This is a genomic window from Amycolatopsis sp. NPDC051045 (assembly GCF_040682955.1).
Lineage (GTDB): Bacteria > Actinomycetota > Actinomycetes > Mycobacteriales > Pseudonocardiaceae > Amycolatopsis.
Genome location: NZ_JBFBCC010000008.1, coordinates 288,667 through 301,321 on the forward strand (window position 1 = coordinate 288,667; position 12,655 = coordinate 301,321).

At 70.5% G+C, this 12,655-nt stretch carries 17 protein-coding genes; 6 read left to right on the forward strand and 11 right to left on the reverse strand.

All coding sequences use genetic code 11. The features are described from left to right. The first annotated feature begins 9 nt into the window (after positions 1–9). Positions 10–777 carry a polyprenol monophosphomannose synthase gene (locus tag AB0M80_RS21310; RefSeq protein WP_364567337.1) on the forward strand — a complete coding sequence of 256 codons (768 nt, stop codon included), beginning with the start codon at positions 10–12 and terminating at the stop codon, positions 775–777. Here AB0M80_RS21310 and AB0M80_RS21315 read toward each other — a convergent pair. Further along, on the reverse strand, positions 764–1,516 hold the full coding sequence (locus AB0M80_RS21315; RefSeq protein ID WP_364567339.1) for a class I SAM-dependent methyltransferase: 753 nt from the start codon (positions 1,514–1,516) through the stop codon (positions 764–766). The genes AB0M80_RS21310 and AB0M80_RS21315 overlap by 14 nt on opposite strands. 35 nt (positions 1,517–1,551) lie before the next feature. Between AB0M80_RS21315 and AB0M80_RS21320 the strand changes: the two genes are divergently transcribed. Next, positions 1,552–2,355, forward strand: coding sequence for a PIG-L family deacetylase (locus tag AB0M80_RS21320; RefSeq protein WP_364567342.1), 804 nt, complete (start codon positions 1,552–1,554; stop codon positions 2,353–2,355). Here AB0M80_RS21320 and AB0M80_RS21325 read toward each other — a convergent pair. Further along, entirely contained in the window at positions 2,279–3,037 is a 759-nt protein-coding gene (locus AB0M80_RS21325) for a DeoR/GlpR family DNA-binding transcription regulator (protein ID WP_364567345.1), read from the reverse strand. The two genes, AB0M80_RS21320 and AB0M80_RS21325, sit on opposite strands and share 77 nt — an antisense overlap. Positions 3,038–3,085: 48 nt before the next feature. Between AB0M80_RS21325 and AB0M80_RS21330 the strand changes: the two genes are divergently transcribed. Then, the gene (locus AB0M80_RS21330; RefSeq protein ID WP_364567348.1) at positions 3,086–3,700 is read left to right on the forward strand and encodes an NUDIX domain-containing protein; all 615 of its coding nucleotides are present in this window, start codon (positions 3,086–3,088) and stop codon (positions 3,698–3,700) included. A gap of 145 nt (positions 3,701–3,845) precedes the next feature. On the opposite strand, the gene AB0M80_RS21335 is transcribed toward AB0M80_RS21330, so the two are convergent. From AB0M80_RS21335 to AB0M80_RS21345, 3 genes are all read right to left on the reverse strand, one after another. Next, positions 3,846–4,193, reverse strand: a complete 348-nt coding sequence (locus AB0M80_RS21335) for an RNA polymerase-binding protein RbpA (RefSeq protein ID WP_003081521.1) — start codon at positions 4,191–4,193, stop codon at positions 3,846–3,848. Between the two features lie 225 nt (positions 4,194–4,418). Beyond that, positions 4,419–5,183, reverse strand: a complete 765-nt coding sequence (locus AB0M80_RS21340; protein ID WP_364567351.1) for a thymidine kinase — start codon at positions 5,181–5,183, stop codon at positions 4,419–4,421. 21 nt (positions 5,184–5,204) lie between these two features. Continuing rightward, positions 5,205–6,605: an MFS transporter gene (locus AB0M80_RS21345; protein ID WP_364567641.1), complete on the reverse strand. Its 1,401-nt coding sequence runs from the start codon at positions 6,603–6,605 to the stop codon at positions 5,205–5,207. Between the two features lie 243 nt (positions 6,606–6,848). On the opposite strand from AB0M80_RS21345, the gene AB0M80_RS21350 reads away from it, so the two are divergent. Continuing rightward, positions 6,849–7,517 carry a transglycosylase family protein gene (locus tag AB0M80_RS21350; RefSeq protein ID WP_364567354.1) on the forward strand — a complete coding sequence of 223 codons (669 nt, stop codon included), beginning with the start codon at positions 6,849–6,851 and terminating at the stop codon, positions 7,515–7,517. 3 nt (positions 7,518–7,520) lie between these two features. On the opposite strand, the gene AB0M80_RS21355 is transcribed toward AB0M80_RS21350, so the two are convergent. Beyond that, the gene (locus AB0M80_RS21355; protein WP_364567357.1) at positions 7,521–8,312 is read right to left on the reverse strand and encodes a glycerophosphodiester phosphodiesterase; all 792 of its coding nucleotides are present in this window, start codon (positions 8,310–8,312) and stop codon (positions 7,521–7,523) included. Positions 8,313–8,378: 66 nt separating this feature from the next. Here AB0M80_RS21355 and AB0M80_RS21360 point away from each other — a divergent pair, with 66 nt between their 5' ends. Then, positions 8,379–8,759, forward strand: coding sequence for a hypothetical protein (locus AB0M80_RS21360; RefSeq protein WP_364567359.1), 381 nt, complete (start codon positions 8,379–8,381; stop codon positions 8,757–8,759). Here AB0M80_RS21360 and AB0M80_RS21365 read toward each other — a convergent pair. The 5 genes from AB0M80_RS21365 to AB0M80_RS21385 form a co-directional block, all read right to left on the reverse strand. Further along, a complete protein-coding gene (locus tag AB0M80_RS21365; protein ID WP_364567362.1) occupies positions 8,756–9,736 on the reverse strand; it encodes a tyrosine-type recombinase/integrase in 981 nt (326 codons plus the stop codon). The two genes, AB0M80_RS21360 and AB0M80_RS21365, sit on opposite strands and share 4 nt — an antisense overlap. Positions 9,737–10,277: 541 nt before the next feature. Further along, positions 10,278–10,718, reverse strand: coding sequence for an SRPBCC domain-containing protein (locus AB0M80_RS21370; RefSeq protein WP_364567365.1), 441 nt, complete (start codon positions 10,716–10,718; stop codon positions 10,278–10,280). Between the two features lie 2 nt (positions 10,719–10,720). After that, positions 10,721–11,053, reverse strand: a complete 333-nt coding sequence (locus AB0M80_RS21375; RefSeq protein ID WP_364567367.1) for a metalloregulator ArsR/SmtB family transcription factor — start codon at positions 11,051–11,053, stop codon at positions 10,721–10,723. Beyond that, positions 11,050–11,496, reverse strand: a complete 447-nt coding sequence (locus AB0M80_RS21380) for an SRPBCC domain-containing protein (protein WP_364567370.1) — start codon at positions 11,494–11,496, stop codon at positions 11,050–11,052. Before AB0M80_RS21380 ends, AB0M80_RS21375 begins: the two co-directional genes overlap by 4 nt. A gap of 31 nt (positions 11,497–11,527) precedes the next feature. Then, a complete protein-coding gene (locus AB0M80_RS21385) occupies positions 11,528–12,043 on the reverse strand; it encodes an N-acetyltransferase family protein (RefSeq protein ID WP_364567372.1) in 516 nt (171 codons plus the stop codon). 43 nt (positions 12,044–12,086) lie between these two features. Here AB0M80_RS21385 and AB0M80_RS21390 point away from each other — a divergent pair, with 43 nt between their 5' ends. Then, positions 12,087–12,650, forward strand: coding sequence for an XRE family transcriptional regulator (locus AB0M80_RS21390; protein ID WP_364567374.1), 564 nt, complete (start codon positions 12,087–12,089; stop codon positions 12,648–12,650). Positions 12,651–12,655: the final 5 nt, after the last annotated feature.

Here is a 12,655-nt window from a genome sequence, read left to right on the forward strand (position 1 = left end):
GGAGCACGGATGTCGCAGGCGCCGCGGGGGGCCCGGGAAATCGAGCCGGTGCTGGTGGTGATCCCGACCTACAACGAGCGGGAGAACCTCGGCCCGATCCTGGATCGCCTGCACAAGGTACTCCCGGACGTGCACGTGCTCGTGGTGGACGACGGCAGCCCGGACGGCACCGGCGAACTCGCCGACGAGCGCGCCGCGGCCAACGACCACATCAAGGTGCTGCACCGCACCGAGAAGGCCGGGCTGGGCGCCGCCTACATCGCCGGGTTCCGCTGGGGCCTGGCCCGCGAGTACAACACCATCGTCGAGATGGACGCCGACGGCTCGCACGCCCCCGAGGACCTGCCCCGCCTGCTGGACGCGGTCGGCGACGCCGACCTGGCGATCGGCTCGCGCTACGTGCCGGGCGGCAGCGTGGTGAACTGGCCGGTCAACCGCCAGGTCCTCTCCCGCGGCGCCAACATCTACTCGCAGATCGCGCTGGGCATGCGCACGCGCGACATCACCGCCGGCTTCCGCGCCTACCGCCGTCCGGTGCTGGAGAAGCTGGCCCTGGACGAGGTCAACTCCCACGGCTACTGCTTCCAGATCGACCTGACGATCCGCACCGCCGACGCCGGGTTCGAGATCGTCGAGGTGCCGATCACGTTCACCGAACGCGAGATCGGCGAGTCGAAGATGAGCGGCTCGATCATCCGCGAAGCGTTCCTGCGGGTGGCCAAGTGGGGCGCCGAGCGCCGCTGGCACCAGCTGCGCAAGCTCGTCAAGCGGGCCTGACCCGCGCGGTCACGATCCAGGTCCGGGCGCCGAGCAGCACCCCCTCCGGGGTTTCGCGTGCGGCGAAGGCGTTCCGGAGCCGGGACACCGACTGCTCGTCCCCGGCGGCGAACAGCTGCTTGACGTCCAGCAGCCCCAGGGCGAACTCGCACGCCGTCGCGGCGTCCGGGCCGTAGCAGACGGGGTCGCGCAGCTCGGTGAACGCGACTTCGGCGAATCCGGCGCCTTCGAGCAGCGCCCGCGTGCGATCGGGGTCGCCGAGGGAGAAGTGCGGACCGGCCGGCGGCGCGGGGGTGCCGGGCGCCACGGCGTCGTGCAGCACCGAATACCACTCGTTGCGGTCCCGCTCCTGCCACACCAGCAGCACCAGGCGGCCGCCGGGGCGCAGCGCGCGGGCGAGGTTGGCGAACGCCGCGGGCGGATCGGCGAAGAACATCGCCCCGAACCGGGACAGCACCACGTCGAACGCCGCCGACGGGAACGGGTGCGTCTGCGCGTCGGCGACCTCGAAGGCCGCCCCGCCCAGTTCACGGGCCCGCGTGATGGCCGGGGCCGAGACATCGACGCCCAGCGCGGTCCCGCCGTCCTCGGCGGCCTGCCGGGTGGACTCGCCGGTGCCGCAGCCGACGTCGAGGACGTCCTCGCCGGGGTGCACCGCGGCCGCCGTGCGGAACCGCTCGTTCTGCCGGCGCACCTCCGCGTCGAAGATCGCCGCGAACCGGACCCGGTGCTCACCCATGCCGTTTTCTCCCGTTCTCGGCCATCATGGGGCCGATGACGACCATCGTGGCCTTCCACGCCCACGCCGACGACCCCGTTCTGCTCAGCGGCGGCACGCTGGCCCGCGCCGCGGCCGACGGGCACCGGGTGGTGGTCGTCGTGGCCACCGACGGCATGAACGCCGAGACCCCCACACCGCGCTGGGCCGAACTGGAGGCCGCGGCGGCCATCCTGGGGGTCCGGCGCGTCGTGCACCTGGGCTACGCCGACAGCGGGCACGGCCCCGTCCTGACTGCGGACCCGCCCGGCCGGCAGCGGTTCGTCCGCGCGGACACCGAGGAGGCCGCGCACCGGCTCGGCGCAATCCTGCAGGAGGAGCGGGCCGACCTGCTGCTCGGCTACGACGCCAACGGCGGCTACGGGCACCGCGACCACGTGAAGGTGCACGAAGTCGCCCGGCGGGCGGCCCGCCTGACCGGGACGCGGCTGCTGGAAGCCACGATTCCCCGCGACTACGCGCTGCGGTTCGTCCGGATCGTCCGCGCGCTGCGGATCCCGTTCCGGTACGACGTCGAGGCGCTCGACCACGCCTACAGCCCGGCCTCGGCCGTCACCCACCGCTTCGACGTGCGGCGGTTCGCGGGGCGCAAGCAGGCGGCGCTCGCCGCGCACGTGTCGGACGTCCGCGGTACCGGAAGGCTCTCGGCGGTGCTGCGGCTGCTGGTGTGGCTGCCCGCGCCGCTGTTCGCGGTGGTGGCGGGCCGCGAGTGGTACACCGAGGTCACGCCCGGAGGATCCGCACGCCCTGCGCTGCAAGTTCCTGCACGGTTGAGTCGGTTGAGTCTTCGGCGTCGGTGATCACACCGGCGACGTCGGCGAAGGGCAGCACGGCGAACCGCGAGGCCGCGCCGAGCTTCTCGGCGCTCGCCAGCACGTAGGTGTCCGCCGCGCGCCGGGCCAGGGTGCGCTTCATCGCGGCTTCGTCGGCGTCGCCGGTGGTCAGGCCGGCTTCGGGGTGGACGCCGGTGACGCCGAGCAGGAAGACGTCGGCGCTGATCGCCTGAGCGGCCTCGGCCGCGGCGGCGCCGCAGGTCACCGCGGAGTGCCGGAACAGCCGTCCGCCCAGCAGGAACACCTCGATGCCGCGGTGCTCGAGCAGGGCGACGGCGACGGTGGGGCTGTGGGTCACGACGGTCGCGTCGAGATCGTGGGGGAGGGCTTTGGCGACGGCCAGGGTCGTCGTGCCGCCGTCGAGGATGACGGTCGATCCGGGGCGGACCAGGTCGGCGGCGGCCGCGGCGACCCGGTCCTTGCCGTCCACGGCGATGGCCGTGCGGGTCGCGTAGTCGGCGACGGCGGGGGAGACGGGCAGCGCGCCGCCGTAGACCCGCTGGCAGAGCCCGGCGGCGGCCAGGTCGCGCAGGTCCCGGCGGATGCTGTCCTCGGAGACCCCGAGTTCGGCCGCGACGTCTTTCGCCAGCACCTTGCCGTCGGCGGCGAGCCGGCCGAGCAGCAGTTCACGGCGTTCGCCGACCAGCATGCACGATCCTCCTTGTTGTTGCCGAGTCATGCACATTATGGTCGGGGAATGACCTCTTCGACAAGCCTGTCCCGCAACCCGCGTGTCCGGGTCACCGACGTGGAGCTGCTGTCCTCGGCCTGGTACGTGCTGCGCCGCACGACGTTCGACTACCAGCACCGCAACGGCCGCTGGACGACCGAGCAGCGCGAAACCTACGACCGCGGCAACGGCGCCACCGTGCTGCTGTACGACGTGGCGGGCGGAAAAGTGCTGCTGACCCGCCAGTTCCGCTACCCGGTCTACGTCAACGACCACCCGGACGGCATGTTCCTGGAGACGGCCGCGGGCCTGCTGGACGCCGACGACCCGGAAACGGCGATCCGCCGGGAGGCGCAGGAAGAGACCGGCGTCCGCATCGGCGAGCTGGAGCACGTGTTCGACGTGTTCACCAGCCCGGGTTCGGTCACCGAGCGCCTGCACTGCTACGCGGCGCCATACGACCCCGCGGACCGGGGCGCGGGTGGCGGGATCGCGGCGGAGGGGGAGGACATCGAGGTGGTGGAACTGCGGTTCGAGGACGCGCTGAAGATGATCGGCACGGGCGAGATCGCCGACGCGAAGACGATCATGCTCCTGCAGTGGGCGGCCCTGAGCGGCCCGTTCCGCGCCACGGTGAGGTAGCACGCACCTGGAGGTCCGGCTCGCGTACCGGAACGGTCGGCCGGATAGCCGACCCGCCAGGCGAGCGAACGGCCCCCGCGGAGGGAGGTCGCGGGGGCCGTTCGCTTGTGGTGAGAGCTTGGCTACTGAGCCGAGGCCCGAAGGGTCACGCCGACCGGGAGGTCCGGCGGCCCTTCAGCTCGGCGAGACGTTCGTTGAGCAGGTCCTCGAGCTCGGGGATCGTGCGCCGCTCGAGGAGCATGTCCCAGTGGGTGCGCGGCGGCTTGACCTTCTTCTGCTCGGGCTGCCCACCATCGACGATCTCCGATTCGCTGCCGTGCAGGCGGCACTCCCAGACCGTCGGGATCTCGGCGTCGTCGGAGAACGGCACCTCGAACTCGTGGTTCTTCGGGCAGGCGTAGCGCACGGTGCGGCGTGGGGCGAGGTCGTGGTTGCGGTCGGTCTCGTAGCTGACCGCTCCCAGCCGGCTTCCACGAAGAACACGGTCGGCCATGATGGGTCCTTTCAGTCAGCTCCGGGGTGGAGCCAGGGTGTTGCTCACCCTATGCAACGACGCGGAGCCCCGAAGGATTCCCGAGCTGCCATGTCGTTGCTCACGATGAGCTGCGTCACCCGCCGGCATCAGCTTCCTCTAGTAGGAGGCGTTTCGCGCTCCGGCGTGACGTCAATACGGCCTTCTTAGTGCTGATATCCCCCGGATGGGCTACTTACGTCTCAGTCAGGTCAACCGTAACTGACCGTGATGAGCAGTTACCGGTCCCAGGTCACCCGCCCGAAAGTGGCGGCGACACAATACCTGATAACGCACCGTAGCGAATTCGGCCTCAAAACGTGCTGAAGCTGAAGTTTCAACTACGGATTGTTCGGTATCTGCCACCACGACGGTATCGCCTTCGCGTACGACCTCGCCGTCGACCACCCGTGCGTTGAACCGTCCAGGCAGCCCGCACCAGCACAACACCTCCACCTGGACCGGCTGCAACTCGTCCGCCAGTTCGAACAGACGAGCGGCGCCCGGGAACAACCGGCTCCGGAAGTCCGTGGCGATCCCGAAGCAGTACACGTCGATCTCGACGTCGTCGGCCAGCTCCGCCAGCTGGTCGACCTGGCCGGGGGAGAGGAACTGCGCCTCGTCCACCACGACGTAGTCCACGTGCTGCCCCCGCGCCCACTCCTGCCGCACCAGGTCGCGCACGTCGGTGTCTTCACCGACCTCCACCGCCTGCCGGGTCAGCCCGATCCGGCTGGAGATCTGCGGCGCACCCGACCGGTCGTGACGCACCAGCACCAAGCCCCGGCGACCCTGCCGCGCGTGGTTGTGGTCGATCTGCAGCGCCAGCGTCGACTTCCCGCAGTCCATCGGGCCGTAGCAGAACTTCAGCCTGCCCACCGGCGGCGTCCCCCGGCGCGAACCGGCCGCGGGGACCGACGACAGGGCGTCCGTGGGATCAGGGCCGGCGGCTTGGTCGTTGAGCAAGGTCACGACGCCCGACCCTATCGGTGCTCACAGAACCTCCGGCGGACGGTTGCCCGCCGCCACGATCGCCCGCCGCACCGGCACCAGCCCGACCAGCACCAGCCCCGCCGCGAAGAAGACCACCAACGCCACGATGGCCAGCCGGAACGACCCCGTCGCCTGCCCGACCCCGGCGAACACCAGCGGCCCCAGCCACGACGTCCCGCGCTCGCCCACGACGTAGAGCGAGTAGTACTGCGCGTCCTTGCCCGCCGGGATCATCTGGCTGAACAGCGACCGCGACAGCGCGTTCGTCCCACCCAGCACCAGCCCGATCCCGACCGCCACCGCGAGGAACTGCACCAGCTGCTTCGGCTGCACGAAGTATGCCCCGCCCAGCACCGCGATCCACAGCACCAGGCTGCCCAGGATCGTCCGCTTCGCCCCGATCCGCCGCGCCACCAGCCCGTGCAGCGTGCCGCCCAGGTACGCCACGAACTGGATCACCAGGATCGTGACGATCAGCACCTCGTTGCCGAACCCCAGCTCGTCCTTGCCGTACTGCGCCGACACCGTCACCACCGTGTTGATCCCGTCGGTGAAGACCAGGTAGCTCCCCAGGAACGCCAGCGTCAACGGATACGCCTTCGCCGCCACCAGCGTCTGCCGCAGCTCCGCGAAACCCGCGCGCAACACCGAACGCCCCGGCGCGACCTCGACCGGCGCGTGGCGGCGGGGGAGCGCCCGCACCGCGGGGACGGTGAACACCGCCCACCACAACCCCGAGGTCAGGAAGCAGATCTGCACCGCGGTGCCCTTGTCCACCCCGAAGGCGTCGTGCCCCAGGTAGAACCCCAGCTGCAACGCCAGCGCCAGCCCACCACCCAGGTACCCGAACGCCCAGCCCTTCGCCGAAATGCCGTCCCGCTCGTCCGGCCCGCCGATGTCGACCAGGAACGAGTAGTAGACGACCAGCGAACCGCCGTAGCCGATGTTGGCCACGATGAACAGCACCACGCCCAGCTGCCAGTCCGAACCCGCCAGGAAGAACATCGCCGCCGCCGCGACCGCGCCCAGGAACGCGAACCCGCCCAGGATCCGCCGCTTGTTGTGACTCCGATCGGCCACCGCACCGGCGATCGGCAGGACCAGCACCTGCACCACCGTCGCCACCGACAGCAGGTAACCCCACACCGAACCGGCCGGGAAGTGCAGCCCGAACAACGTCACGTCGCAGTGCTGCAGCGTGTCCACCTCACCGGCCGCGTTCACGCACGGACGGTCCCCGTTAAGGGTGAAGTTCGTCTTCGCGTCCTCCGCCGCGATCGAACTCATCGACAGCGCACCGAACACCGTCGTCGTCGACGAATAGAACGGCGAATTCGCCCAGTCGTAGAAATACCAGCCCCACCGCTCGCGCTTGGTCGAGCGCGTCCCGGCCAGCGTCATCCACGGCTCCTTCACCTCGGGATCTTCCAGGTCAGCGCGGAGACTACGGGGAGGCGGCGACCCCCGTGACCGCCCCACCGAAACCGTGTCCGGTTCGTCGCCTCGTGATCATCCGCCGCACCCGCGGACCACCCCGTCCACGCTCCACAGCGCGGCCCCGGCAAAAATCACGGTGTTACACGTGCGGCTCAAGCGCGCACTGTGTCTGTTGTGGTCCACGGGACCCGCTCTTACTGTGCTCCCATGATCCAGAACCGTCGACGCACCGTGACGAGACTCCTGCTCCTCGCGTTCGCCGCCACGGTTCTGCCGCTCACCACCCCCGCCGTCGCAGCCGCCGACCCCACGGCGACCGCCTGGACCAAGCTCCGCATGTGCGAGTCGAGCAACCGCTACGCCACCAACACCGGCAACGGCTACTACGGCGCCTACCAGTTCGACCTGCCCACCTGGCGCAGCGTCGGCGGCCAAGGCCGCCCCGACCGGGCCACCCCCGCCGAACAGGACTACCGCGCCCTCTACCTCTACCGCATGCGCGGCTGGCAACCCTGGCAGTGCGCCGGCATGCTCAAACTCGCCGGCGACGCCGACGCCCGCAGCAAACGCGTCCCCACCTACACCGAATCCGCCTACATCGGCGGGGGAGGCCGGCCCGCACCACCCCCGGACCCGGGCGGCACCAAACCCGCCTGGCCCGGCGTCGTCTACCGCTACGGCGACTGCGCCACCCCGCTCAAGACCTTCCAGCTCCGCATGAACGCCTTCGGCTACGGCTTCACCGGCACCGGCTGCTACCTCGAAAAGACCCGCACCGCCGTCCTCGACCTCCAACGCGCCAACGGCATCAAGGACAGCGGCCTCCTCGGCCCCAAGACCTGGGAAGCCGCCTGGACCGGCAAACCACCCCGCTGACGCTCACGGCTCCTGCGACCGCTGCCACGCACCCCGCTCGATCAACACCTCGCGCAGCAGATCCGGCCGATCCGTCACGATCCCGTGCACCCCCAGGTCCAGCAGCATCCGCATCTCCGCCGGATCATCGATCGTCCACGTGTGCACCTCGATCCCGGACCGCCCCGCGATCGACACGAACGCCTTGTCCACCACCCGCAACACCCCCTGCCGCACCGGCACCTGAGCCATCGCCCCCAGCACCAGCCGCCCCAGCGGCAGCAACGGCAGCTTCCCCCGCGCCCACAACGCCAGCGCCGACCGCGGCCCCATCGCCGTCACCAGCTCCGGCCCCGCCAGCTTCCGCAACCGCACCAGCCGCGCGTCCGAGAACGCCGCCCCCGCCACCCGGTCGAACGCCTTCGTCCGCTCCAGCACCCGCACGAACGGCTCCACCGCCCGATCGGCCTTCACATCGACGTTGAACCGCGCATCCGGCAACTCCTCCAGCAGGTCCTCCAGCCGCGACAACGGCACCTTCCCGCCCACCTTGACGCGCTTCAGCTGCGCCCACGTCTGCGTCGCGATCGCACCCGCACCGTCGGTCGTCCGATCCAGATTCGCGTCGTGGTGCACCACCACCACACCGTCCGCCGTCGCGTGCACATCCGTCTCGAGGTACCGGTAGCCCTCCGCACACGCCCGCTTGAACGCCGGCAACGAGTTCTCCAGCCCCTCGAGCTCATCGAGGTGCCACCCCCGGTGGGCGAAAGCACGGGGGAGCGGATCAGCCAGGTACGGGAACGACGCGTGCATCCTCCAAGTGTGCCCTTCCGCCATGACCCCGGCATGAGCAAACGATGGCCAGCTAGGGTCTCCCGGGTGAGGGAAGCCGCCGAACTGACCCAGCCGACCACGATCGACCTCGCCCCGGCCCGCCGAGGCGCCCCCAAGCACTGCGGCTGGTGCGGACGACGCCTCCCCGAAGGCGGCAACGTCGGCCGCCGCCGCCGCTACTGCGGCCAATCCTGCCGCCAACGCGCCTACGAACGCCGCACCGCCCTGCAACGAAGCGGGCTCCCCGAAGACGCGGTCGTCCTGTCCGACACCGAAATCGCCGCCCTGCAGGACCGGCTGTTCCAGCTCCGCTGCGCAGCCGAAGACATCGTCACCGCGGCCGACGACGGCGCCGACGCCCGCGAACTACGCGCACTGGCCCAGGAAATCGCCCGCGCGGCGAAGGACCTCGAACAACTGCGCTAGCCCAGCCCGTCCAACGCCCGGTACGTCCGGTTGCTCGCCGCCGCCGCCCGCTGCTCACGACCCGTCGCCTCGATGTAGTTCTGGCTCGTCGCCAAGCTCGCGTGCCCCAGCAACGCCATGATCTCCGACGCCGTCGCCCCGTCCTCCGCCAGCCGCGTCGCGAACGTGTGCCGCAACGCGTGCAGATTCGCCCCCGCCGGCACCCGGTCGTGCAACCCCGCACCCCGGTAACACGACTTCACCAGGTACTCCAGCGCACCCCGCCCGATCGGCTCACCCGCCCGATCCAGCAGCAACGGCGAACCAGGGGAGAAGCGCGCGTGCGGGAACCGCACCCGGCACGACTCCCGGTACCGCTCGATCAGCTCCGCCAGCACCGGCTGCACCGGGATCGACCGGTCCCGGCTGCCCTTGCCCTTCACGTGCAACCGCAGCTCACCGGCCCGCCCCACCAGCGACCGCGACGTCAGCGCCCGCATCTCCGCCGCCCGCAGCCCCGCCACCAGCCCCAGCGCGATCACCAGCACGTCCCGCTCCGGCCACGGGTCACGCGCCCGGCGCGACCCCGCGGCCGCCGCCGACAGCAGCTGCTCCGGGGTTTCCTCGCCCCGCAACGGTTTCGGCGTCAACGCCGGCGTCCGCGGCCGCGCCACCGCCCCCATCGGGTTGCCCGCCAGCAGCCCGTCGGCCACGCAGAACGTGAGGAACTGGTTCCACGTCGACCACGCCCGCAGCACCGAGCTCTTCGCGTGCCCGTCCGCGAACGCGCCGAACGCCGACCGCAGCGCCGGCCCGGTGAGGTCGGCGACCTCCAGGTCCTCGGCGGGGCGGCCGAGCTCCGAAACCAGGAGAGTGGTGATGCCGGCGAGATCCCGGCGGTAGGCGTCGGTCGTGTGCGGAGAGTCCTTGCGGGGACGGCGGGCGGCGAAGAAGGCTTGCTGGGCCTCGGAAACCTTCATGTGGATCTTGTACCGCACACCACCGACAGTTCCCGCGGCCGGGCCTGGTGTTTCATGCATAATTGCCATTATGCATGAAACACCGGGGTAGCCTGGGATGTGCCCCTCCGGGGGATCAAAACCCTCCGAGTCGCCGTTTCGACCCCTTGAGGGCCTCGAAGACACGCGGCAGGCATGCGCACAGGTGTTCGACCGCTCGCCGGGGCGTCTCAGGCGAGCCCTGGGAGGATGCGTCCCGGATCCGAGGTGTCCACCACGATGTTCCACACCTCAAGGCCGGATTCCCCGACGCCATTTCGTCACCGTGACGTTTTAAGGTCGGGTGACCGGATGTCGGAATCACGACTCCAGGGGACGCCGCCCGGCGCTCTTAGGTGCCATCTCGTCGGACCCCGGGCGGCCCGGCGGCCATCGGAGGGGTTTGCCGCCTGCACACCCAGCGGATGAGCGGTTCTCCCGAAACAACCCTCCCTGGCACCCCGGGTCACTTCGAGGCCCCTCTCGGCCCTCGCCGCAGCAGGTCACCAAGTGCCGATAATGTACATTATGTCAAGTAACGTCAATGCCAGTCGCTGATCTGCACGTCCCGCGGGCTCGGGGCCCCCTCCCCGGTTTCGACGAGCTGCTTGAGGCTGAGGAGATAACTGGCCCACTTGGTGCTGCAGTGGTGCATGAACTCGCCCGCCTCGCGCCAGTCCTCGTGCTTGAACAGGACGATCGTGTAGTCGTCGCGCTGCTCGAGCTCCCAGCGGATCGTCGTGCCGATCCACTCCGGCGGGCCCTCGGCGACTTCCCAGCGGACGAGCCGGCCCGGGTCGAGTTCGAGGACCTTCATGTCGAACCCGCCCGGGATGAAGCGGAACGTGATGACGCCGCCGGGTTCGGTGTCCCCCACGGTTTCCTCGGTCCACCAGCCGGCCAGGCCGTCGATCGTGGCGATCGCGTCGTAGACCTTGTCCGTGGTGGCGTTCCGGACGCCGATGCGGTGCAGGATGTCCATTTTCACCGTTTCCTTTCGATGGTTTCGGCGATGCGCTTGATGCGGCGGAGCCGGGCGTCCCAGGTGTTGCCGACCTCGGTGAGCTGGGCGACGGCGCGGGCGAGCTGGGTTTCGTCGACGCGGAACTGTTTTTCGCGTCCGGCGCTGTGGGCGTGCACGAGGCCGGCGCGGTCGAGGACGGCGAGGTGCTTGGCCACGGCCTGGCGGGTCACGGGGAGGTGGTCGCTGAGGCTGGTCGCCGTGCCGCTCCCCTGGTTCAGCAGCAGGTCGAGCATCCGGCGCCGGGTGGGGTCGCCGATCGCCGACCAGAGGTCGTCGTCCACGGCGGTGCTCACGCGGTGGCTCCGACCTTGGCGGCGTAGGCCGGCAGCCGGGGCAGGAAGTGGTCCCAGCCGGCGCCGTGGTCGGCGTATTCGGCGGCGATCTTGGCTTCGTCCCAGCCGCGTTCGCGGAAGCCGGTTTCGGTCATCCGCAGCCGGGTTCCGGTGCCGGCGGGTTCGAGTTCGAAGACGACGAGGAAGGAGTTGCCCGGTGCGGCGGTCTCGCCTTCGGCGTGGGTCCACCGGAAGGAGAAGAGTTTCGGGGGGACGGCGTCGACGACGGTGAACTGGACCCAGGAGCCGCCGAAGCCGATGCGTCCTGCTCCCCCGGGTTCGGCGGGGTATTCGGCTTCGTCCGGCCACCATTCGCGGAGGTGGCCGGGGCTGCTGATGACGTCGAAGACGACGTCGGGGGTGGCGTCGATGTGGATTTCCCGTTCGAGGGTGCCGTGTTCCATGCGAGCTCCTTGTGCAACGTTTGGTTGCGTTTCACGTTAGCTCGCCCGGCGCGGATGTGCAACCTTCAGTTGCACGAAGGTCCTTCTGGACCCAGGCGACGTCGCGCCAGGCGCCGTGCTTCCAGCCGACGCGGCGGTAGACGCCGGCGGGCTCGAACCCGAGTGCGCGGTGCAGTCCGGCGCTGGCGTCGTTCGGCAGGGTCATGCCCGCGAAGGCGCGGTGGAACCCGCGTTCGCGCAGCCGCTCGAACAGGGCTTCGTAGAGCGCGCGTCCCGCGCCGGTGCGGCGGCGGCCTTGTTCGAGGTAGATGCTCGTCTCGCAGGACCAGCGGTAGGCGGCGCGTTCGGCGAAGCGGTTGGCGTAGGCGTACCCGGCGATCGTTCCGCGGTCTTCGAGGACGAGCCAGGCGTGGGCGCCGGTGATGCGGCGGGCCATTTCGCCGGCGTCGGGTGGTTCGGTCTCGAAGGAGATGACCGTGTCGGTGACGTAGGGCGCGTAGAGAGCGGCACAGTGGGCGGCGTCGTGAGCGGTGGCTTCTCGGATCATGGCTCTTATGGTAGCCACGATGGCTCGTATAGTATCAAGAGCTATGACCGATCCTCTGACTGCTCGCCTGGCCGCCACCGTGCACGCCGCACGGACGTCGCGAGGTCTGTCGGCCGCGGCGCTCGCCGATCGGTCGGGGGTCTCGCGGGCGATGATCGGCAAGATCGAGCGGGGTGACGTGCAGCCGACGGCGGCGTTGCTGGCGAAGCTGTCGGCCGCGCTGGGCCTGACGTTGTCGGAGCTGATCGCGCGGGCCGAGGGTGACGAGCGGCGGCTGGTGCGCGCGGCGGAGCAGCCGGTGTGGGTGGATCCGGACACCGGCTACCGGCGGCGGTCGGTCTCCCCCGCGGCCGGGCGGCCGCTGGAGCTGGTGGAGGTGGAGCTGCCGCCGGGTGTGGAGGTGCCGCTGGTGTCGGGGACGTATGCGTTCCTGCACCAGCAGATCTGGGTGCTGGCGGGGCACCTGCGGTTCCACGAGGGTGCGCAGGTGCACGAGCTGGACGCCGGGGACTGCCTGCAGCTGGGGGCCGCGGCGGACTGCGTGTTCGCGAACCCGGGGTCGCTGCCCTGCCGGTACCTGGTGGCGCTGGTGAAGCGGGGTGGCTGACCCGG